The organism is Desulfonatronum sp. SC1, assembly GCF_003046795.1.
In the GTDB taxonomy this organism is placed as follows: Bacteria; Desulfobacterota; Desulfovibrionia; order Desulfovibrionales; family Desulfonatronaceae; genus Desulfonatronum.
Window position 1 is genome coordinate 1 of record NZ_PZKN01000030.1, and the last position, 21,283, is coordinate 21,283.

General features: G+C 59.3%; 24 protein-coding genes. 5 read left to right on the forward strand and 19 right to left on the reverse strand.

Annotation, left to right across the window (positions count from 1 at the left end):
- Positions 1-67 precede the first annotated feature (67 nt).
- The 3 genes from C6366_RS14645 to C6366_RS14655 all read right to left on the reverse strand — a co-directional run bounded on the left by C6366_RS14645 (position 68) and on the right by C6366_RS14655 (position 1,499).
- Positions 68-514 carry a flavodoxin gene (locus C6366_RS14645; RefSeq protein ID WP_107739195.1) on the reverse strand — a complete coding sequence of 149 codons (447 nt, stop codon included), beginning with the start codon at positions 512-514 and terminating at the stop codon, positions 68-70.
- Between the two features lie 204 nt (positions 515-718).
- Positions 719-997, reverse strand: coding sequence for a DUF2325 domain-containing protein (locus tag C6366_RS14650; protein WP_107739197.1), 279 nt, complete (start codon positions 995-997; stop codon positions 719-721).
- 94 nt (positions 998-1,091) lie between these two features.
- Positions 1,092-1,499, reverse strand: a complete 408-nt coding sequence (locus tag C6366_RS14655) for a hypothetical protein (protein WP_107739199.1) — start codon at positions 1,497-1,499, stop codon at positions 1,092-1,094.
- Between the two features lie 68 nt (positions 1,500-1,567).
- Between C6366_RS14655 and C6366_RS19375 the strand changes: the two genes are divergently transcribed.
- On the forward strand, positions 1,568-1,909 hold the full coding sequence (locus tag C6366_RS19375; RefSeq protein WP_146164874.1) for a hypothetical protein: 342 nt from the start codon (positions 1,568-1,570) through the stop codon (positions 1,907-1,909).
- Here C6366_RS19375 and C6366_RS14660 read toward each other — a convergent pair.
- The 15 genes from C6366_RS14660 to C6366_RS14730 form a co-directional block, all read right to left on the reverse strand.
- Positions 1,861-2,958 (reverse strand): HAMP domain-containing sensor histidine kinase, encoded by a 1,098-nt coding sequence (locus tag C6366_RS14660; RefSeq protein WP_107739201.1) that lies wholly within the window; start codon positions 2,956-2,958, stop codon positions 1,861-1,863. The two genes, C6366_RS19375 and C6366_RS14660, sit on opposite strands and share 49 nt — an antisense overlap.
- Before the next feature lie 41 nt (positions 2,959-2,999).
- Positions 3,000-3,428, reverse strand: coding sequence for a co-chaperone YbbN (locus tag C6366_RS14665; protein WP_107739203.1), 429 nt, complete (start codon positions 3,426-3,428; stop codon positions 3,000-3,002).
- The gene (locus C6366_RS14670) at positions 3,425-3,745 is read right to left on the reverse strand and encodes a hypothetical protein (RefSeq protein WP_107739205.1); all 321 of its coding nucleotides are present in this window, start codon (positions 3,743-3,745) and stop codon (positions 3,425-3,427) included. The genes C6366_RS14665 and C6366_RS14670 overlap by 4 nt, the downstream gene beginning before the upstream one ends.
- Positions 3,712-4,050 (reverse strand): hypothetical protein, encoded by a 339-nt coding sequence (locus tag C6366_RS14675; RefSeq protein ID WP_107739207.1) that lies wholly within the window; start codon positions 4,048-4,050, stop codon positions 3,712-3,714. The genes C6366_RS14670 and C6366_RS14675 overlap by 34 nt, the downstream gene beginning before the upstream one ends.
- Before the next feature lie 63 nt (positions 4,051-4,113).
- Positions 4,114-4,419: an HMA2 domain-containing protein gene (locus C6366_RS14680; RefSeq protein WP_107739209.1), complete on the reverse strand. Its 306-nt coding sequence runs from the start codon at positions 4,417-4,419 to the stop codon at positions 4,114-4,116.
- A gap of 227 nt (positions 4,420-4,646) precedes the next feature.
- Entirely contained in the window at positions 4,647-5,063 is a 417-nt protein-coding gene (locus C6366_RS14685) for an HMA2 domain-containing protein (RefSeq protein ID WP_107739211.1), read from the reverse strand.
- Between the two features lie 67 nt (positions 5,064-5,130).
- Positions 5,131-7,260, reverse strand: coding sequence for a heavy metal translocating P-type ATPase (locus C6366_RS14690; protein WP_199221523.1), 2,130 nt, complete (start codon positions 7,258-7,260; stop codon positions 5,131-5,133).
- Positions 7,261-7,361: 101 nt separating this feature from the next.
- The gene (locus C6366_RS14695; RefSeq protein WP_107739213.1) at positions 7,362-7,610 is read right to left on the reverse strand and encodes a DUF6110 family protein; all 249 of its coding nucleotides are present in this window, start codon (positions 7,608-7,610) and stop codon (positions 7,362-7,364) included.
- A 156-nt stretch (positions 7,611-7,766) separates the two neighbouring features.
- The gene (locus C6366_RS14700) at positions 7,767-8,591 is read right to left on the reverse strand and encodes a DUF4198 domain-containing protein (RefSeq protein WP_107739279.1); all 825 of its coding nucleotides are present in this window, start codon (positions 8,589-8,591) and stop codon (positions 7,767-7,769) included.
- Positions 8,592-8,695: 104 nt separating this feature from the next.
- Complete coding sequence (locus C6366_RS14705) at positions 8,696-9,016, reverse strand: hypothetical protein (protein ID WP_107739215.1); 321 nt, start codon at positions 9,014-9,016, stop codon at positions 8,696-8,698.
- Positions 9,017-9,275: 259 nt separating this feature from the next.
- Positions 9,276-9,476 (reverse strand): hypothetical protein, encoded by a 201-nt coding sequence (locus C6366_RS14710; RefSeq protein WP_107739216.1) that lies wholly within the window; start codon positions 9,474-9,476, stop codon positions 9,276-9,278.
- 2 nt (positions 9,477-9,478) lie between these two features.
- Complete coding sequence (feoB, locus tag C6366_RS14715; RefSeq protein WP_199221524.1) at positions 9,479-12,016, reverse strand: ferrous iron transport protein B; 2,538 nt, start codon at positions 12,014-12,016, stop codon at positions 9,479-9,481.
- Positions 12,017-12,185: 169 nt separating this feature from the next.
- On the reverse strand, positions 12,186-12,500 hold the full coding sequence (locus tag C6366_RS14720; RefSeq protein WP_233248516.1) for a ferrous iron transport protein A: 315 nt from the start codon (positions 12,498-12,500) through the stop codon (positions 12,186-12,188).
- A gap of 273 nt (positions 12,501-12,773) precedes the next feature.
- Positions 12,774-13,817, reverse strand: a complete 1,044-nt coding sequence (locus C6366_RS14725; protein ID WP_233248517.1) for a DNA polymerase III subunit delta' — start codon at positions 13,815-13,817, stop codon at positions 12,774-12,776.
- Positions 13,818-13,829: 12 nt separating this feature from the next.
- Positions 13,830-15,113 (reverse strand): adenylosuccinate synthase, encoded by a 1,284-nt coding sequence (locus C6366_RS14730; RefSeq protein ID WP_107739218.1) that lies wholly within the window; start codon positions 15,111-15,113, stop codon positions 13,830-13,832.
- Positions 15,114-15,318: 205 nt separating this feature from the next.
- Here C6366_RS14730 and C6366_RS14735 point away from each other — a divergent pair, with 205 nt between their 5' ends.
- The gene (locus tag C6366_RS14735; protein ID WP_107739220.1) at positions 15,319-16,779 is read left to right on the forward strand and encodes a transglycosylase SLT domain-containing protein; all 1,461 of its coding nucleotides are present in this window, start codon (positions 15,319-15,321) and stop codon (positions 16,777-16,779) included.
- Here the strand turns inward: C6366_RS14735 and C6366_RS14740 are convergent.
- Entirely contained in the window at positions 16,702-17,028 is a 327-nt protein-coding gene (locus C6366_RS14740; protein ID WP_107739222.1) for a hypothetical protein, read from the reverse strand. The genes C6366_RS14735 and C6366_RS14740 overlap by 78 nt on opposite strands.
- 189 nt (positions 17,029-17,217) lie before the next feature.
- Here C6366_RS14740 and C6366_RS14745 point away from each other — a divergent pair, with 189 nt between their 5' ends.
- From C6366_RS14745 to plsY, 3 genes are read left to right on the forward strand one after another with little or no spacing between them, the layout of a single operon-like run.
- Positions 17,218-18,492, forward strand: coding sequence for an IMP cyclohydrolase (locus C6366_RS14745; RefSeq protein ID WP_107739224.1), 1,275 nt, complete (start codon positions 17,218-17,220; stop codon positions 18,490-18,492).
- An 18-nt stretch (positions 18,493-18,510) separates the two neighbouring features.
- Positions 18,511-20,604 (forward strand): RNB domain-containing ribonuclease, encoded by a 2,094-nt coding sequence (locus C6366_RS14750; protein ID WP_146164875.1) that lies wholly within the window; start codon positions 18,511-18,513, stop codon positions 20,602-20,604.
- A gap of 3 nt (positions 20,605-20,607) precedes the next feature.
- Complete coding sequence (gene plsY, locus C6366_RS14755; protein WP_107739228.1) at positions 20,608-21,195, forward strand: glycerol-3-phosphate 1-O-acyltransferase PlsY; 588 nt, start codon at positions 20,608-20,610, stop codon at positions 21,193-21,195.
- Positions 21,196-21,283 lie beyond the last annotated feature (88 nt).

Consider the following 21,283-nt stretch of genomic DNA (forward strand, 5'->3'; position numbering starts at 1 on the left):
ACCCCCCCCAACGAAGAACAAAGAACGAAGAACATCCCCTCAGGTCTCAAGTCTCAGCCCTTTCCGCTCACGCCGCCCTCCCAACTTCCTCGGCCCACTCTTCAATCTCGGACCGCAACACGGACGGGTCGCCGTCGATGAGCAGGGGCTCGTTGACCAGATCCGCGGACAGTGCTTCCACCTTTTGCCGCAACAGCACCACGGCCCCGCAGAAGTGTTCGTAGCTGGAGTCCCCGCAACCGAACAACGCGACCTTCTTCCCCTCCAGCTTGGCGTCGTCCATGTCCTGGTAGAACAATTCGAAATCCTCCTGAAACTCGATCTCCTCGTCTCCCCAAGTAGACACGCCCAGCAAGGTCGCGTCGTATTCGCCACCCAGTTCTTCGACCTTGGTATCCGTAACGTTTTTGACCACGACCTCGTGGTCCGACTTCCGCAGCACCTCCCCGACCACCTCGGCGACGTGCTCGGTGTTCCCGGTGGTGGAGCCGTAAACGATCAAAACCTTGCTCATGATGCTTTCTCCTTTGTGACTCAATTACTGTTAAAACTGTAAATATTCAGCACAGCCTGGGAGAACCTCATGCCGTGGCTGGATTCCGCCTTCGCGGGAATGACGCGTCTTTTCATGGCGTATCCGAATCAGTCATACCCGCGAAGGCGGGTATCCAGGCCTCATTTACTCGGATGAGCTGAATAGTTACTGAAAACCTTTTTATTACGCCGTTCCCTGCAAACATTTTTTCAGACTGGAAACACCGCATGAATGCAGCATATGCACGGGGATGTTCCGGGTCTTGGCCACCTGCATGGCCTCGTTGCGGGCCTGGTGAGAGACTTTGTTGGTAAAGATAATGATCATTTCACTGTCCCCCAGAGAGGAGGCGATGGAGTTTTCCTTGCCGGTAAAAATTTTCAGACTGATCCCCGCTTTTTTGGCGGTCTGCAGATAATTCGGCTTCAGACGGTCCATGCCGCCGATCAATGTCGCGCACATATGATAATCTCCAATCTAGTTAAAAATGCAATTGAAACTCGATATCATTCAAAATCGATAAAAGTCTTCTTCATCAATCGAATCAACACGAACGTCATCCGTGACACGATGATCGATGAGGACTCCCTTCAATCCGCTGGGCGCACTTGCAGACCTTGCATTTACCGGAGCACTTGCACCCGGAAGCCGGCTTGGTCTGGAGCACCCGTTGACCTTCCATGGCGACCTGAGCGCCGTTCTTCCCCTTGAAGTAGATCCTCGTACTCACATCCTCGGCGGAATGCTGCTCGAACTCCCTCATGAACGTTCGCAACGTGGACGCTCCCAGTGGTTCAACACGCTCCAGGCCTTCAGTGTTGATGAAAAACTTCCGGCAGGCCGTGGCTTCCTCGCGCAAGACGAGAGCCAGAGAAGTCGCAGAATGGGGGTCCAAAACGCCCTCCAATCGCACATGCAGGTTGCCCATGCTTTTTCTGGTCCGCATCCGAAACGTCGAATTCATGATGGTATCTCCTTTAAAGGTTGTCCGGCCTGTGAATTATATAACTACTCAGTATACAAGTTAAAGAAATGGATACCGGCCTTCGCCGTTATGACTTCAACATATATCGACCAGCTTCATCCGCCATTCCGGTGCAGGTCGGAATCCAGTTGTTTTTCGTGGTGTTCAACAGCCCTATCATTTTACAAATTTCGCTTGCAGAGCAGTTTCAAAGATATTATCCGTGGCGGAACAATGGTCGGATTACAGGTTCAATCCACTCTTCTGGGCTTTCGATCCGGCTTGAGAAGGAAGATATAGAAATTGATTTTTTTTATCAACTAGATTTTTCACTTTTTTTCATCTTCCCCATTTCGGCCATTCAGCAGTCATCCTCTCCAGGCAATCGCTCCAGGCTCAAGATGCAATAGGCCGAAGTGTACACCCCTTCAAGGCTCTCCAACCGAAATTGTCCGTCCATCAACCCGACCAGCTTCCTGACCATGGCCAGACCCAGCCCGCAACCATAAAATTTCTTGGTCAATCCCGATTCAACCTGATCAAATGGCTCGAGAACACGTTCCAAGCAATTCTCGGGAATCCCCATGCCCGTGTCATGGACGCTCATGCAAACCCGAACCCGACCGTTCCTCGTCTCGGACAAACAAGAAGCCTCGACGCGAATTTCACCTGAAGGAGTAAATCGTAGGGCATTGTCCAACAGATGACGAAGAATCTGTTTCAATCTTACAGCGTCTCCCAAAAGCGGTTCCCTGACGGAAAAATCCTTGCTGACCACGAAATCCAGCCCCTTTTCTACACAGGCTGGAGTATACTTCTGCTCGACATCACGCAGGATGTCGGCCATATTTAACGGTTTGCGTTCCAACTGGACGCAGCCTGGATTCAAGGTGTTGTAATCCAAGATATCCCGGACCGCTCGGTCCAATGTCTCGCAAGAAACCAGCCCCTGGTCGACGTACTCCAGCTGCTCCGCGTCCAGGCTCGTCTCCCGCAGCACCTGCAACATCCCTTTCACCCCGTTGAGCGGGGTCCGCAATTCATGGTTCACGGTGCGCAAAAACTCGCACTTAAGAGCCTTGGTCTCATCCACGAAGCACCGGGCCTCGTCGAGCAAGTCTCTCACGGCGGAGGACGTTTCCCGCGGTACGCGAAGCCGAAACGCCTCGTCTTTCCGCCGGAGCGTCGCATTACTTTCCTCCAATTCCGCGACCCTGGCATTGAGTTGTCGAACCACGCGGCAGGCATCCGCCGGCCAGACCATGACCGGTTCAGCGGCCAGGCAATCCTCACGAGAGCGGGCCTGGAGACTGGGACGAACAGTACCGGATTCGACGGCCCGCAGCACCTCTTCGGAAGGCTTCTTCGGGACATCGACGGGCCGCTTGGAACTGCAAACACCATCTTCGACAAAGCCGCTCCATCTTCGACGCACCAAAGCGCTGAGTCTGTTTACCATCGTCCACCTCCGTAATCTTATCGATGTTGGAATTGCGGGGATCAGCCGTCCAGTTCCGACAATAGTTCGTCAAGGACCCTGGCCACGGCCTCCCGGTCCATCACGCCTTCGTGGCGATACCGCTCGCGGCCCTGGTGATCGAAGAACAAATGAGCCGGAATCGTGGTCACGCCGTAGCCCGAGGCCGTCCCCGCCTGTTGGAAGACGTCCACTTGGCGGATAAACACTCGCTCCCCATGGCTTTGCCGGATCATCTCCAGAGTCGGCTCCATGTCTCGGCAGGCCGGGCAATGCTCGGCGGTCAACTGAAGCAAAGCGACCTTTCCCGCTGCACCGGGCGGTGGTCCGCCTGTTCCACCCCGTGAACCGTCCGATCCAAAATATACCGTGGCCACCAGCAACAGGATCAGGACCAGAACCACTAGCCGTTTGCCGCCCCAGGCCGAAGGACTCGCCGCCACGCCAGTCATGCGTGGCTCCCGTCGCCATGCTCGCTATACATCACCGCCTCCCGGCATTCGGCCATGGCTCTCCCCTTGCTTCCGATGAACATCAACCGGGGCCCGATGCGTCGGCATTGGTGCATTCCTTCCCTGAAGACCGTGCAAGCGAGAGTATGCACCCGCCAGAGCTCCCTGGTATCGATGACCAGCCGCTCCTGCCCGGATTCATGATCCCGGAGCAAATCGAGCAGCACATGCGCGGCTTTGCGGTCGAACTCGCCGCGGGCCTTGATCCGCAGTTCTCCGGAGATCAGCTCCGTGGAGACGGAAAAGTCGTGGGACATGGTGCGTTATCCAGTGCTTCGGAATCAGCGTCCAGCAGCGCTTCCATGAGGCGTTTACGTAGTGTTTCAAGCTGCTTGGAGCGAAAACTGCGCTTGCTCTGCTCCAGAACCAGAATCGCCTCGCGAATGGCTCCTTCCAGATGCTTCTCTCGGTGATAGTCACAAAGGTAACAAGACTGACCATCAATATCAATACTTGCTTGTAGTATGGTCAGTTTCGCCAGGATGCGTCCCTGGTCGTCGACCTTCTTGTGCAGTTCCGTGATGCTCTCGTTCAGGGAACCGATAACTGAAGATTTGTCCATGCTTTTGATCTAACTAAATGGTGAGTTTGAGGAATCACGGTTCGTCGTGAGCCGAGCCGAACATTACACCGTCAATCTTTCATGCAGCTCACGCAGAACATCCACGACGCGGTCCTCGTTGCCGGTGAACAGTTCATTTAACAAGGCCGGAGCGACGCGCTCCGGATCGTACTCGATGATCACGGACAGGGCCATGACGTTGACCCGAACGGAAAGCACGCCCGGCGGCAGTTCCGAGTGCGACGCGGTCAACTCCCGAACCTCGGGCCGGGATACCAGGGCCGGACTGAAAAACAGTCGGATGCGTCCGGGAATATGGTGCTTGATGGTCAGGTAATGACGAAGTCCGGCAAGATCGGATAGCTGCATTTTTTCAGTTCTTGTTTTTTTGGTTCTTGGTTCGACGTTCTTCGTTAGACGTTTTTGGTTCTTCGTTCCTGGTTCGACGTTCGTTGCTGTTACCCGGTTGAACCTGACTGACCCGCCCTTTGCTCTCACGGAGAAAAGTGGCGCAAAACCGGATCCTCCGCGTCATTCCCAACAAAGAACGAAGAACCAGGAACGGCTAACGAAGAACACCGTACCCAGAACGTCCCTTACGCCAGCACCCGCTTCCGATACCCGTAAAGATGGTAACTCAGGAATCCGAGAAACATTGCGCCGGTGAAGATGTGCCCATCTTCCCTATCAATGAGGGCGAAAAGCATTGCCAGGCCGAGGCTGGAGAGCATGCCTCGCTTGGCAATGGTCATGTTGGCGGCCTTGTTCGACGCCTTGGGCGTAGATTTGGGCTCCAGGGCGGCGTCAGAGCCGGGGACTTTCTTCAGGGCCTTGTGCAGCGCGGCCTCGACCTTGGGATCGTCCATGTAATGGATCAACAGGCTTCCGGTACGTGGGTTGTGTTGAACATCGAAAACGCCACCCAGTTTGGCGACGGACTCGGTCAAACGGTGTAACGCGGTCTGATCCTCGGTTCGAATCCGGAGTCTTCCGGGAATGGAGCTGACGTACATCGTGACTGCCTCCTTTGGTAGCGGTTTTCGCGAAACACACCCCTTGGGGCACGAGCGCGCCGTGCCCCTACCGCATACCGTCATCGTAGGGGCGCAGACTGTTCACCGTGACCAAGATGGTCGCCAGATTGTGGACCAAGGCCGATACAGCGGGCGAAATCCGCCCGGCCAATCCGAGCAGCACAAGAGCACCGTTGATGCCCACGGCCGCCGAATAGTTCCAGCGCAGCCGGGACATGGCCCGGGACGAGATGGCCCTGGCGGTGAGAATGCCGTCCAGGTCGGCGTTGGTCAACAAGACGTCGCAAACTTCATGGGCGATGTCCGCCCCGGACTTCATGGAAACGCCCACGTCCGCCGCGGACAGGGCCGGGGTGTCGTTGATCCCGTCACCGACCATGGCCACCACGTGGCCTGAGGAACGCAGATCTTGAACAATGCGGACCTTGTCCTCGGGCAGCAACTGGGAATGAAATTCGTCGATGTTCAGCCGTCGGGACACGCTGGCCGCACTCTCCTCGCCATCTCCGGTGAGCATCAAGACCCGCTTGACGCCGCCCTGACGCAGCAGTTGCAGAAACAGGCCCGCGTCACGGCGTACCGGGTCCTCCAAAAGAATGACCCCGGCCAAGTCCTGCCCCATACCCACGTAGAGCACGGAACAGCCCTGCTCCGCGGCCCGGGCCACGGCATCCGCGGCCCGGGCCAAATCGATTTTGCCGTGCTCCTGGAGAAAATGGCGACTGCCGACCAGGACACGTTGCCCCTTGAGTTTGGAGGCTATCCCGTGGGCAAGAATATACTCCAGTTCAGCATGTTCTTCCTTGTGGGACAAGCCTTCCCGATCCGCCATGGTCACCACGGCCCGGGCCAGGGGATGCGGGAAGTGCTCCTCCAGACAGGCCGCGACGCGCAAGACTTCGCGGGCTTCATGACCATTGAAGGGGATTACCTCCAGGCCCTGGGGATGGGCCTCGGTCAGGGTCCCGGTCTTGTCGAAAACATACGTGTCGGCTTGGTCGAGTTTTTCCAAAAACCTACCGCCCTTGATCAGCACGCCCTTGGTGGAAGCCTCGCGCATGGCTGCAAGCATGGTCAGGGGCGTGGAAAGCTTGATGGCGCAGGAAAAATCCACCAGCAGCACGGACACGGCCCGGTTCAGATTCCGGGTCAGAAACCAGGTCAACAGACTCAAGCCCAGGGTCAGCGGCACGACCCGGTCGGCCCATTGTTCGGCTCGGGCCTGCAAGCCGGCCTTGAGCCGCTCGGACTGTTCCAGAATCTTGACGATCTTGTGTACCCGTGTAGCGTCGCCCACCTGATCGGCCCGGATGACGATGGTCCCCTCCTCCACGGCGGTCCCGGCAAAAACCGAAATACCCAGGCCCTTGGCCACGGCCAAGGGTTCTCCGGTCAACGATGCCTGGTTGACCATGGCTTCGCCCTCCACCACCACGCCGTCCACGGCGATCCGCGATCCGGCCTGGACAACCACCAAATCGCCAGCGCGGACCTTTTCCAGAGGCCGCTCCTCCATCTGGTCGCCGTTTTTGACCCAGACCGTGGGCGGCAAGTGCAGCAGGTCCTGGGCCAGTTGGTCACGGGAGCGCTTGCGGGTCCATTGCTCCAGAAATTCGCCCAGGGACAAGAGCGTGGTGATGATCATCACCGAGCGCAAATCCCGACGGGCCAGGGAAATGCCGATGGCCAGGCCATCCAGCACGTCGATGTTCAACCGCCCGCGCAACAGGGATGCAAGCCCCTTGAGCAGAAACGGCAGGGCACGACGAGCGGCCATGATCAACCGAACCCAGGGCGGCAGGAAGGGGCGTAACAACAGTCCGGGAAAGGCCAGGGTGCGCAGGAAAGAGGGTTGGTCTGGCGCATCCTCGGCGGTCATGTCCATGGCCGACCGAGCGGAAGACGGTTGCGGCGTCTCGCTCAGTTCGCGCAAGGCCAAGCCTTGATCCAGAAACAAGCTTAACAGTCTTTCCAAGGCGACGCTTTCGTCATGAAAAACCAGAATACTGCCCGTACGTGAAGATATCCGCGTTTCCCGCACCCCGTGATGACCGATCAGGCCGCGCTGGATCATGTCCATGGTGGCCTGGTCCGGAACGTGATCAAGGCGGAGTCGAAACCGGCCGGGCAAGGCGTGGACGAGTACGACGAGCAAGCGTTTTGGAGGTCTGCCCATGGGGAAATCCTGAGATAGTGAGGTTTAGGAGTCAGGAGTCAGAAAGAAAATTCAAAATCATGAGGTCACCCTGGCCGCAAGACGACCAGGGTGGATGATGATTATTTGGATTTTTCCTGCGCCACGGCGACAGGTTTGGCCTGCTTGGCCTCGGCCACCAAATCCTCCACGTTTTCCTTGGCCTTTTCCAGGGACGTCATCATCTTGTCCTTTACGGCTAGACCTTGGGCCAAGGTGCCCACCACCGCCCCCCGCAAGGGGCTGTCCTGCCGAGCCATGAGGCTGGCCCCGGCCGCGCCGATCACGACACCGGCTAGCAACCACAATCCACTTCGCATCATTTCGTTCATTTCGCACCTCCCGGGTTATCCTATACAAACCATAACACATCGAATTTTTGGACACTTACAAAAAAAAACGCTCCCAGCGCAACCAGAAACAACAACCGCCCCGACTCCATCACCCCACGTGATGGATGATGAAGCCGGGGCGCTTCAGGAGGGGGCTTACGGGATATCCGTGACCTGAATCCAAAGCACGGCTTCCTGGACCAATTCCTTGCCTTCGTGCTCCAGTTCGACCACGTCAGGCACGGCGATGCCCCACCAGCCGGCCTTGGGCAGACCGATGGTGAATTCACCCTTGTCGTTGGCCAGGACGGTCATGGTTTCAAAAGCCGGATGCGGAGCCTCGATCTTGGGCTCGCCGACAAAGGCGTTGCCGGCCATGTCCACGTCCACGTTCAGGTACTCGATCTCGACCTCGATGTTCGGAACCGGCTCGCCATTGGACATGACCACGCCGGTGAACACTCCGCCGGTCCAATTGGCGTAGGGCTTGTTCCGAGGCACGATCTCGGCGGGCAAACCCAAAGGCTCATGCCAGTTGCCGGGCATGCCGCCCACGTTCATGATCATCTTGGTGAACTGTTGGATGTATCCTTCATCGGCCTTTTCATAGTAGGGAGTCGGAACCAGCACGAAAACATAGTCGCCCATGGAGCGGACCACGCGAGCCGGAAGAGTGGCGTCAAAAGCCTTGCCCGCGGCGTCGCCCAGCCCCTTCCAGGTGATCTCCGAGAGATATTCCTTCAGGTCGGTCTTCTGGGGTTCACCTTCCTCGCCGCGCTGATGTACCATGTAGAACTCCTGGACCGGGTCCATGTCCATGATATGATCACCCTCAAAAGGATGGGTGAAGACCAGCTTCATGCTCATCTCTCCACCCTGGTTCAAAGCGCTTTCCGGAGTGTAGAGCATTTGAAAATGGGCCAGGGCCGGGGCGCTCAGGAACAGGGTCAACAATCCGGCAAGTAACAAACCACGTTTCATTTCTTCCTCCATTTCAGGTTTACACAATGTTAAAAATAACAATCCTTCTCATATTGACCAAATGAAAAATCGAGCCAAAACAGACATCGCGGCTCGAACATTTCCTACTCGAAAATCTGCGAACCAGGGATCAAAATGTCATGCCCCTCGCCGCCGTCGAACAGCACGGAATACTCGTCCTCGGGCTTGTCGAACTCCACATCGCTGTTTCCGGACAATTGGAGAGACAAAATCACCTCTCCGGATGCGTCCTTGACAATGATCGGAACCCCGGCGGCACTGGAACCGTCGGAAAACCCGCCTTCGCAGTAGATGGTCCCGTCGGCGTTGTCGAAGCAGGAGAACAGCGGCGTATGCGCCGAAACCGTTCCCGCGACCGTCAGAAATCCCACCAAAACAAACAAAATCAATCCGCGTCGCAACATGTCAGTATCCTCCACTATTAAAAACTGGTTTAAAGGTTTTTGCTAACCACCCCTGGCCCCTCCCAAGAGGAGAATGGGAGATGAGGGATGAAACCTGAGACCTGAGAAACGTTCTTGGTTCCTTGTTCTTCGTTCATCGCTGAAAAAATGATACTCTTGTAAAAATTTAAACGTGAACCTGAATTCCCGTCACCCTTCGGTCCAATCCCCTCCTGGGAGGGGTCAGGGGTGGGTTCCCTCAGGTCTCAGGTTTCACCCCTCATCCCTTTATCTCATCCTTCAGCTCTTTCTCCTTCTCTTTCCCCTCCCCCCGCAAATCCCCGATCCCATCCTGACTCGGCAACTTCAGGGCCGACGGACAAGAATCGCAGGAGCACCCTTTCCTTCTGAAAAACGTTTTCCAAATATAAAAGACAGCCCAAGCCAACAGAACTCCCAGAATCAGGTATTCCCAGAGCATGATCAGACCTCCTTGGCACGAGTGAGAGCGGCTTTGGGCTCTTTCCAGGCCGGATCAGGCAGAAAGGACAGGCCGATGGCCGTGCCCAGGGCCAGGAAGTAGAACCCGACCATGGCCTGGATGCCGCTCAGGCCGAGCCAGGTGCTGATGGTGAACACCCCGCTGGCCACGGCCAGACCGAATACCGTTGGGAAGATGATTGAGAAGAACATCCATTTGTAGGAACCGGTCTGAACCTTGACCATGATCGTGGTGGCAAGGCAAGGCGGGTACAAGGCGAAAAAGAGAATCAGGGCAAAAGCATGCAGAGGGGTGAACCCGGTGGCTTCACCAGACCTCTCCATACGCTCTTCCAGGGACAACGACTCGTCGGCGCCTTCCTGGAACAAGACGCCCAGTGTGGCCACGCTGGATTCCCGGGCCGCGAAGGAACTGATCAGGGCCACGTTGATCTTCCAGTCGAACCCGGCATACTGCGTCACTGGCTCCAGGGCCCGGCCCACGGTGCCGAAGTAACTGTAGACAATGGTTTCCTCGCGGATGGCCGTGCGCAGATTGGATCGTTCGGAGGACAAACCGCGCAGATGCCGGCTGATGGTGCGGGCATCCGCGTCCCTGGGGCGCAGCAAGGGGAAGATCTCAGGATGCAGGGCTTCGTAGCGGTCGTCCACGGCGGAAGAGGCCTCCTGGGTGGAAGCTGCCAGCTTGGCCTCGCGGTAGGTGTTGGCGATGTTCAGCAGGTTGAGCACGGCTTGGTCGTCGGCAAGAATCTCCGCGTAGGGCGTCTCCTGGATGTTCCCGCGAAAGGTGGCGATGGCCTCGTCCATGCGGGCGTCGAAATAGGACATGCGTTCCTCCGGCAGACCGGGAAACTGCAAAAGGACATAGACCACAACGGCCACGGCCACCACGATGGTCCCCACCTTTTTGATGTAGACCCAGGTCCGATCAACGGCGCGGCGCAGCACGCCCATCAGCGTGGGCATGTGGTAGTTGGGCATCTCCATGACGAACGGGGCCGTTTCCCGACCGCGCAGGATGGTCGAGGTGAGCAGCTTGGCGATGATCATGGCCATGATGATGGTGATCGTGGAGATGAACAGCATCAGGTAAGATTTATAGGCCGCGAAATAGATGGAGACCAACAGGGTGTACAGGGGAATTTTGGCCAGGCAGTTCATGTACGGAACGGTTAGAATCGTGGCCAATCGAGAACGCTCGTCCGGAATGCCCTTGGTGGCCATGATCCCGGGCACGGCGCAGCCGCCTGTGAACACCCCTCCCAGAATGAACGGCAGGGTGGACTGGCCGTGCAGGCCGAAACTCTGAAAGACCCGATCCAGGATGAAGGCGATCCGGGCCATGTATCCGGAGTCTTCCAGGATCGCGATCAGGGCGAAGAGAATCAGGAAGATGGGCACATAGTTGAGCAGGGTGTTTACGCTGTCCACCATCCACAGGGACATGGAGCGGAGGATGGTATCGTGGAGCAGCCCGGGGTCGGGCAGGAGTCCGGCAACGACGGTCCGCACCCAGGCCAGGGCGGGCCAGGTCAGGAAGGTCAGCTTATAGCCCTGGACGATGGACAACTCGTAGATCATGTAGACCGTGAGCACCAGAAAGATCGGGGCAAAGGCCCGGTGCAGGAGCACCCTGTCGATTTTTTCGGAAAAGCGCACCGTGTCCGCCCTGGTCACCTCCACGCACTGCTCCACCAGGGAGGCGGCCAAGCGGTCTCGACACGTGACTATATAGTCCGCCGGGGTGATGTCCATCTTCCCCTGAAACACGGCGGTGGCCGCGGATACCGCGTCCATTACGGCATCAGCCCGAGCATGGTGTCGTCGCAACAGCTTCAAGGCCTCGGAGTCGCCCTCCAGGAGCTTGACCGCCATCCAACGCAAGGGGACGGCCTTGACCAGATTTTCCGATTCCAGCAGCTGCTCGTGGACAGAGGCAATGTGTTCTTCCAACTCTTCGTAAATGATCCGCAAACCATGCTGATCCTGGAATCCTTCATCCTCCCCCCGTTCCTCACGAGCCGCGCGGCGCAGGGCCTGGCGCAGTTCCAGCTTCCCCCGGCCCTTGCGGCCCACAGTGGGCACGACCTCGATGCCCAATAGCCGACCCAGCTTTTCGTGATCGATCTTACGCCCTTGGGCCGTGGCCACGTCCACCATGTTCAGAGCCATGACCACGGGAAACGACATTTCCAGAATCTGGAAGGTGAAGTACAGCCCCCGGCGCAGACTGGAGGCGTCGATGACGTTGAGGATGGCGTCGGGTCGTTCCCGCAACAAAAAATCCCTTGCCACCCGCTCTTCCAGGGAAAAGGAGGTCAGACTGTAGGTCCCGGGCAGGTCCACGACCTCCACCCGACCCAGTTCGTCACGATAATTGCCGGTCTTCTTGTCCACGGTCACGCCGGGGTAGTTGGCGATATGCTGGTTCGCCCCGGTGAGCATGTTGAAGATGGTCGACTTGCCGGCGTTTTGCTGACCGGCCAGTCCGATCATGATGTTTTTCTTGGCGGGTGACATGCTATCCTTCAGAAGATCGTGCATTTCCCAAAAGACCACGGGTGGCCGTCTCTATCAGGAAACTATTTGGAATGGCGTAAAAATCTCAGTAAGTACCAAAGTGATTTTCAAGATCAACTCAACACCAGGATACTCGACATAGTCCTGCACATAACGTGAGCGAGCCCGACTAGGCCGCCCGCACGTCGATCAAATCCGCCTCCCGCTTGCGTAGTGTGACATAGTAATCGCCGACGCGCAGCTCCAGTGGGTCGCCCAGCGTGGCGCAACGGACCATTTCAATCTCGGCGTTGGGAACAAAGCCCAGGTCCAGCAGGCGCTGCCGGATGGCCCCGTGGGCCCTGTGTCGTCGGATGCGGCATCGGCACCCGTTGGCCACGTTGGTCAGGGTCTGATCCTCCCCATTGCCGCCCTGCGTGGTATGCGCACAGGAAGGGCACTCTTGGACCGGCATGGCTTTTTGTTTCCGGAAACGATGCAACATGGCTTCATTCTCCTTGTTTGTTGAGGACGCTCACGAAGATTCCAACCCATGGCCCACAAAACCTCAATGAGGCTAAGTCAGTGGCGCTGGATGCTGAATAACTACTGATAAGCAGTTTCAATGTCAACCCCGCAACCTGCTTTCGCCGCACCAGGGACTTCATTTCCATATCCGATCAAAAATGGGAGGGCGGAGTCTGAACGTTACCCTGCCCCTGGATTTCCGCTTTCGCGAAAACCCTAACCAAACTTGCCACAAATCTTCCAATCGTGCTCAGCGAAGCGGTGCTCGCAGCGCTCCGCGCAGCCCCACGGCCAGCCAGTCCAGAACCAAGGTTGGGGCGACCTGTGCTCGCAGGGCCTGCTCGGCCTCGTCCAGGTGCAGGTCAACGGCCCGCCAGGCTGCGGGGCTCCCTTGTTCGCGGAACACCCGAGCCAGAGACGAATCCGGTCGGCCCTGGCAGGCCCGGATCAGACCCCGGCGGCAGGTGTGGACCATATGAAAGGCCAGCGGTCGGTCCACCTGGCCCTTGATCAGGGTCCGGCCGAACCAGCCCCGGCCGGTCGTCAGGAATCGGGCCAGGGCTTCGCCCCATTCCGTATCCGGCCCTCCTTCCCGTTCCTGAATCCCGTCCAGGTCCCAGGACAGGGTCGCCACCCAGCTTCTGGAGACCAGGGTGCGCAACAGGCGCTCCCGTTGAGGGGCCAGCAGGACGTAGGCGTTGCGGGTTTCGGTGTCCTCCATGGACTTGAGCAGGGCGTTGGCCGCCTCTTCTGTCAATTCCTGGGCCTCGCCCAGAGCCACCACCCGGCGCTTCGCGTCCCGGGGCGCCTGACCCAACAGGCCGCGCAGCTCCCGGACCGTATCGATGCCGATCCGCCCTTCCCTGCCGTCCAGATAGATCAGATCCAGAAACACGCCGTCCCGAATCCGGCTGCACGCGGGGCAATGCTCACAGGGCCTCGGGCCGTCGACAGGGAGCGAGGCGTCCGGACCAGGAAGTTCGGGGCCGTCGGGCGAATCGAAAGGAGAGTCGTTGAGAGAAGGAGGGAGGAGGGAGGGAGCCGGAAGCGCCGTACAGTTGAGCAGGGCCGTCCAATAGAGAGCGAGCTTTTCGCGCTCTTCGGCGGTTCCGCCCTCCAGGAGAAGCACACGGGGGGTGCGGGAAAGCAGGCGGGCCAGGATGCCTACCACTCGCTCCTGGCCCGGAATCCGGTACATGTCCGGCACGACCCGCGGGGCCCATTCCTGGGCCTCGTCCTGGGTCTGCTTTTTGGTTTGGCCCTTGGTCCGGGCCTGGGAGGCCGCCTTGGCCATAAACAGCCTCCGTTACGTGCAACGTTCGAAGGTCTGCTGGCGATCCGGCCCCACGGAGACGATGGACACCGGAACCCCGAGTTCCTGTTCCAGCCGCAGGATGTAGGCTCGCGCGGCATCCGGAAGGTCATCCCAGGCCGCGACCTTGCCGATGTCCTCGGACCAGCCCGGTACGTCCACATAAATGGGCTTCACCGCTGCCAGCAGCCCTTCGCCCTGGGGAGGATACGCCAGTTCCCGGCCATTCAGCTCGTACCCGACGCAGATCCGGATTTGGTCCAGGCCGCTGAGCACGTCCAGCTTGGTCAGGACGATCTCCGACACACCGTTCAAGCGGATGGATTCGCGCAGCAAGGGCAGATCCAGCCAGCCGCAGCGTCGTTTGCGGCCCGTGGTCGCGCCGAACTCGCCGCCCTGTCGCTGCAAATGATCGCCCACGGAGTCGAAGAGTTCCGTGGGAAAGGGGCCGGAGCCGACCCGGGTGGTGTAGGCCTTGACGATGCCCATGACCGTGCCCAGCAGCCTCGGCGAGCACCCCGCTCCGGCGGCCACGTTGCCGGCCACGGTGTTGGAGGAGGTTACGAAGGGATAGGTACCGTGATCAATGTCCAGGTGGGTCCCCTGGGCGCCCTCGAAGAGCACGCCGCGCCCGTCCGCGACGGCCTGGGCGATGCGCTCCGAAACGTCCCCAACATGAGCCGTCAGCCGTTTGCCGGACTCCAGAACCTCTTCCAGCACAGCGTCCACGTCCATGGCCTGAGCCCTGTAATAATGGGTGAACAAGGCGTTCTTTTCAGCAAGGGCCTGAACGATCTTACTCCGCACCAAATCCGGCGCGTGGAAGTCCCCGACCCGGACACCCACCCGGGCCGCCTTATCCTCGTAGCACGGTCCGATGCCCCTGCCCGTGGTGCCGATCTTTTCGCCGGTGCGCTTCTCCTCGCGGAGTTTGTCCAGAACCTTGTGGTAGGGCATGATCACATGGGTCTTGGGACTAATTAGAATCCGCTCCGGACCCACGTCCAGTCCGCGGTCGGCCAGGGCGTCCAGTTCTTGGCAAAAGACCTCCGGGTCCAGCACCACGCCGTTGCCGATCAGGCAGACCTTGCCGGGGTGCAATATTCCCGAGGGAATCAGATGCAGGATGAAGGTCTTATCGCCGACGACCAGGGTGTGACCAGCGTTGTTTCCGCCCTGAAACCGGACGATCAGGTCCGCCCGTTCCGTCAGCAAATCAACGATCTTACCCTTGCCTTCATCACCCCATTGGGTGCCCACCACGACGATGTTTGACATGAACCGCTCCTTGAAAGTATATCTTAGCGTTTGCGCAAGACGACCCATCTCCCTAAAAAAGGCCGTCCGCAAAGTCAATGCACGTCATGAAGTTTTCTGCTGTCTTCCGCTTTTCCACGACATGCGGCGTTCCGACGCCTTCTTGCTCCGGCGCGGCCCACGCCGCTCGGCTCACTCTCTCGCAATGAAACGAATCCACTATCTCTTGCTTATCAGACATTGGCGTCTTTTAGTCTTTCTCCTGGTGTTCGCTCAGTTGGTCCTGGTGAACAAACTGCTCTGGGACGCCCACCCTCCCGGTTTGATCAAGCCGGTGGTCCGTGTGTTGGCTCCAGAGTCCGAATTGGTCCACTCCCGAATTTCGCCTTACGGCCCGGGGCTGGAGCGGGAACTGGTGGAACTGTTCGCCGAGCAGGCCGGGGTGCATCCGATCTGGCTGCACATGGACGGCCCCGGAGCCGCCTGGGACGAACTGCGCCATCACCGGGCCGACTTGCTGGTCGGTGTCGGATACGCACCGTCCCGGCCCTTCCTGGACTCCCTGGTGACCCCTGTAGCCTCCGGGCCCATCTACGCCCGCCATCCCGTGGGGGTGGTCCATCAGCGTCGCCACCACCCTCCCCAGGACCCGTCGGACCTCTGCCGCCGCAAGGTCTTGCTCCCGGAAAACCCGCTCCTGCGCCTGACCTTCCTCCAGTTGCTGGACGACGTAGACCGGAACGGCCTGAGCCTGGACGATACGACTTGCTCCGAGGCCCCACTGCTGACCAAGGAAGCATCGCTTCCGGTGCAGCTCGCGGCCATGGTCGAAACCGAGGCCCGCTTCACCCTCGTGGACACCGGGCGTTTCTCTCTTTGGGGGCCGTTCTACGCCGACTTCCAACTGGCCCACAGCCTGGAAACGACTCTGGAATACCGCTGGTTCTGGCGCGACGACCGCAACCTGCTCGCCCCCAAGCTGACCGAGTTCTGGAATAATATGATCCAGGACAATGAGCTGGAGCGGATTCAGGATAAATATCTCGGATTCCTTCCGGAAAGCAGCGACCGCTTCGCCCTGCTGCACCTGCTGGAAACCCTCCAGCGCGAACTGCCCCGGCACGGCAAGACCATCCTCAAGGCGGCCCAGCGTTACGAAATCGACCCCCTGCTGCTCATCGCCCTGATCTATCACGAATCCCGGTTCGACTCCGAGGCGGTCAGCCGCACCGGGGTGCGCGGAATCATGCAGATCACCCAGGTCACGGCCAGGGAACTCGGCCTGGACGACCCCATGAATCCTACCAAAAGCATCCTGGCCGGAGCGCGGTATCTGCGCCAAATATGGAACCGACTGGACCATCCGGACCTTTCCGAGTGGGATCGCTGGTTCCTAGCCTTGTCCGCCTACAACCAGGGTCTCGGACATACCTGGGACGCCATGGCCCTGGCCGGAAGCCTCGGGCTGAAGGAAACGAGTTGGAACGACGTGAAACGCGTCTTTCCCCTGCTCAGCCAGCGCGACTATTACAGCAAGGCGCGCCACGGCTACACCAGGGGCTTCGAAGCCGTGGCCCACGTCGAGGCGATTCGGTACTACTATTACGTCCTACACGGGCTCCTGGTTCTTGAACGACCGGAAGGGAAGCACCTTGGCCGGCTTGGGCGTCCGGGCCTTCTTTCCTGACGCGGTCAGCGGCAAGGCCGGAGCCTCCAACGTCTTCCGGGGTTTTTGCTGCTCGGCCCAGTGATAATTGAAGAGATGATTCTTCCAGCGGACCAATTGGATCAACCCCAGGACCATCACGGCCTGCTCCCACTTTTTCGTGGGCTGAAACTCACCGGCCATTCCTTCATACTTGTCCATCAACGACGTCAACGACGCCTCATCAAACTGGGCAAGCTGGTCGGCCAGCTTGATTAACACCTTTTCCACGAGTAATGCCCTTCCTTCGTTTGTTTATAAGGGTTCACGGTTCACCATTCAGAAATACCGCACACGGCCGCAATCCGTTTTTCTATGCCGTCCGTCCGATGTTTTCAAGGTGAAATGTCGAGAGGCCAGAGGCGAAAGCCGGTCTGAACATCAACCCAAGCCACACCCCAAGCAGTATGAGGAGCGACCATGTCTGACCTGAAATCCATCTACCGCACCTTGTCCGCGGACCCGTTTCCCCGGACCATGACCATCATCCTGGGCGACCAGGAATTGAAATTCGAGAAGCGCACCTGGCGCATCGACGGGGAGGATCGGGGGCTGCGGTACGGGGAAAACCCGGACCAGCCGGCGGCCCTGTACGCTCTGATCCAAGGGACCCTGGAACTGGACGGCGTGACTTTTCGCGAGGCCGGGGACGGCTTGGTTTCCACCCTGACCGAGGCACACATGCTCCAGGCCGGGAAGCACCCCGGCAAGATCAACCTCACGGACGTGGACAACGGGATCAACATCCTCCAGTACCTGCACGCCAAGCCCGCCGCGGTCATTCTCAAACACAACAACCCCTGCGGCGCGGCCTGGAACGACCAGGGGCTGGAGACCGCCCTGAAAAAAGCCTTCTGGAGCGACCGGATCGCGGCCTTCGGAGGCACGGTAGTGGTCAATCGCGGCGTGGACGCGGCCTGCGCCGCGTTCATCAACGAGTCCTACTTCGAGGTGGTGGCGGCTCCGGACTATGCTCCCGAGGCCCTGGACATGCTCAAAAAACGCAAGAACCTTCGTATTCTGCGCATTCCCGGCCTTGCGGAGTTGGAAACTTTCGCGGACAAGCCGTTTTTGGACGTCAAATCCTTGGCCGACGGCGGATTGATCGTCCAGTTCTCGTTTCGAAGTCGCATCCGCGGACCTCAGGATTTCCTGCAGGCCAAGGCCGAGCGTGACGGCACCCTGGTCCAGGCCAGGACGCCCAATGCCAAGGAAATGGACGACCTCCTCTTTGCCTGGGCCGTAGAAGCCGGGGTCACCTCCAACTCCGTGCTCTTTGTCCGCGACGGGGCCACAGTGGCCGTGGGCACCGGCGAACAGGACCGGGTCGGGTGCGTCCAGCTGACCATTTACAAGGCCTATACCAAGTATGCGGACTGGCTCTGCTTCACCGAACAGGGCGTTTCCCTTTATGAACTTCAGGCCAAGGCCGAGACCGACCCGGAAGCGCGTCGCATCCTGGAGGACATCCAGAGCCGAACGGCGACGGCCAAGGGCGGCCTGCCCGGAACGGTCCTGGTTTCCGACGGCTTCTTCCCCTTTCGGGACGGCGTGGACCTGGCCGTTGCCCAGGGCGTCACGGCCATCGCCCAACCCGGCGGCTCTATTCGCGATTACGAAGTGATCACCGCTGTAAACCAAGCCGATCCCCAGGTGGCCATGGTATTCACCGGGCAGCGCTCCTTTCGGCATTGATATAATCTGGAACTCATTTTGACCATATCCCAATCTTCCCCCGCATTGCCCCCCGCCCCCGGAGCCCTGGTCGAATACCTGCAGGACAATCAGGTCAATCTGGCCGTGATACTGGAGGAACATGGCGGGCGAACGCGTCTGTTCACCCAGAGAGGCCGGGAAATGAACCTGCCCGCGGTCAGACTCCTGCCCTGGCACGGCCCGAAGTATCCCCTCCCGGCCACACGGGCCGAACATGAAGAACGACTGGCCCGCCATCTGGGAACGCGCAAGACCCTGGCCGAATCCATCGATGTCATGGAAATCTGGAACCTGGCCCAGGGCGAACTGGACGCGGCCCCCTTGGAATGGTTCGCCGACCTGCTTTGGGAAGAACCCGGGCCGGATCAGCGTTCGGCCCTGGGTCGCGTTCTGCTGGAGGCCAAGACCCACTTCAAGTTTCAGCCACCTTCCTTTTTGATCTATCCGGAGCAAACCGTCCTGGCTCGGCTGGCGGAGCTGGAAGCGGCCCGTGAACACCAGGAACTGGTTGCGGCCGGACAGGACTTTTTCCACCACTTGTGGAAAATCGGGATCTCCAAGGCCTCCGGCGAACCTGATGCATCCTTCCCGCCCCCTCCGGAACCCACTGCCACAAAACTCAGGGAACTGTTGCTGCGACGCATGAATCACCCCGAGGACCCGGCCACGGACGACCTCTGGCGCAACCTGACCAAACGCATTCCGGACCACCCTCAGCAAGCCCTGCTCCTGGGCCAAGCCTGGAGGCTCGTACCGATCCACCACAACTATCTGCTGGCCCAGGCTGGCTACGATTGGCAAGACGATTGGAGCCGGGGATTCCTGCCGGATATTCAGCGTTTGGAAGAAGCGGTTCGAGGCCACGCCGCACCTCCGGAACCCCTTACGCTGTTCAGCGTTGACTCCCCGTCCACCCGGGACATCGACGACGCCTTCACCCTGGAACGGACCGCGGACCAGGGCTTTCGTCTGACCCTGGCGATTGCCCGACCCTGCCTGGAATGGTCCTGGCTCTCGGAACTGGACCAAGCTGTATCCCAACGCGCATCCAGCCTCTATCTGCTCGAAGGGGTCAGCCACATGCTTCCGGAATGGTTGGGCGTCGAACTGTTCAGCCTGCGCCAGAACATGGAGCGACCGGCCCTGCTTCTGGAATTGGACCTGGACCCCGAGGCACGGGTCCGATCAATCGAACCACGTCTGGGCTGGGTCCGGGTGCATGCCAATACTCACTACGAACAGGTGGAAGCGGACATCCTGGCCGGGGTCGAACCCTTCGCCTCGGCCCATCTTTTGTCGGAAAAGCTTCGTGACCACCGCATCGCCGCCAACGCCGTGGTCTTCGATCAGCAGGACCCGCATCTGAAACTGGTCGGCGAGGGAGCGGACATCCGGGTCGTGCGGGAGGAGAAGCCGGCGGCCCCCAAGGCGCAGCTTCTGGTCAGCGAATTCATGGTCCTGGCCAACACGGAGCTGGCCAGGTGGGCCCGGGACCGCGAAGTTCCCCTGCTTTTTCGGACCCAGAACGTCGCCCTTCCACCGGATATCGGCGGTTGCTACACGCGACCGGAGGACATGTACCGGATGTCCCGCATGCTGGCCAACGCCGCCATCCAGACCAAGCCCGCGCCCCACGCCAGCCTCGGGGTCCCGGCCTACGCCTCCGTCACCTCGCCGTTGCGGCGCTACGTGGACTTCATCAACCTGGCCCAGGTGGCCTCCCGGCTGGACCAAGGAACGCCCCGACTGAGCAAGCGGGACCTGGACGCCGCCCTCCCCTTCTGGCGGGCCAGGATGGAGGCGGTGAGCCGAGTGCAACGAACCCGGTCGCGCTACTGGAAACTGGAGTACTTACGCCAACAAAGCGCCAATAACAAAATTTGGGCCGCGATTTTAGTGGACGAAACCCCGACTCAGGCGGTATTCTCTCTACCCGCCGAGCAGGTGCAGGTCCGAGCGCCCAAACGCCTGCTGGGGGACAAGTTTCTCATCGGTGGAAACTTCGGACTCCGCCTGGGAAGGATTGATCCATTACTGAACGAAATCAAGGTGGTGGAGATTATTGATAATCAAACCGAGCAAAAGGAGTAGACGATGTTGAGCATTTTATGGCTGGGCATGAGTTATCTGATCGGGGCCATTCCCTTTGGCCTGCTGTTGACCAAAATGCGTGGCCTGCCCGACCCGCGTCTGCACGGCAGCAAAAACATGGGCGCGACCAACGTGGCCCGGGTTTGCGGAACATGCTGTGGCGCGGCGACGCTGATCCTGGACGCCCTTAAAGGCCTCTTCGCCGTAGGCGTTGCCGCCTCCTTCAGCGATTCCTGGCTGTTTCTGTCCCTCACCGCCCTGGCCGTGCTCCTCGGGCACATGTTCTCCGTGTTTCTGGACGGCAAAGGCGGTAAAGGCGTGGCCACCACCGTGGGCATATTCCTGGGATTGGCTTTCTGGCCAGCCGTGCTGGCCCTGATCGTCTGCCTCACCGTGATCAAGCTGGGCGGGTACGTCTCCCTGGGCTCCCTAGTCCTGGTCACCCTGATGCCCATCTTCATGCTGCTGACCGAATCCTACAGCCTGCTTCCGGTGACCTTGACCATCATGGCCCTGGTTTACTCGCGGCATAGGGACAACATCCAGCGCCTCGCCCAAGGCGAGGAACAATCCTGGAGATGCCGCGCCTAGCTGACTTTTCCCGCTCCCGCCATGCTCGCGCATGGCGGGATTTTTTTTGCCCGATACCCATACCGTGTCGCGTATCCGGAGGTCATCG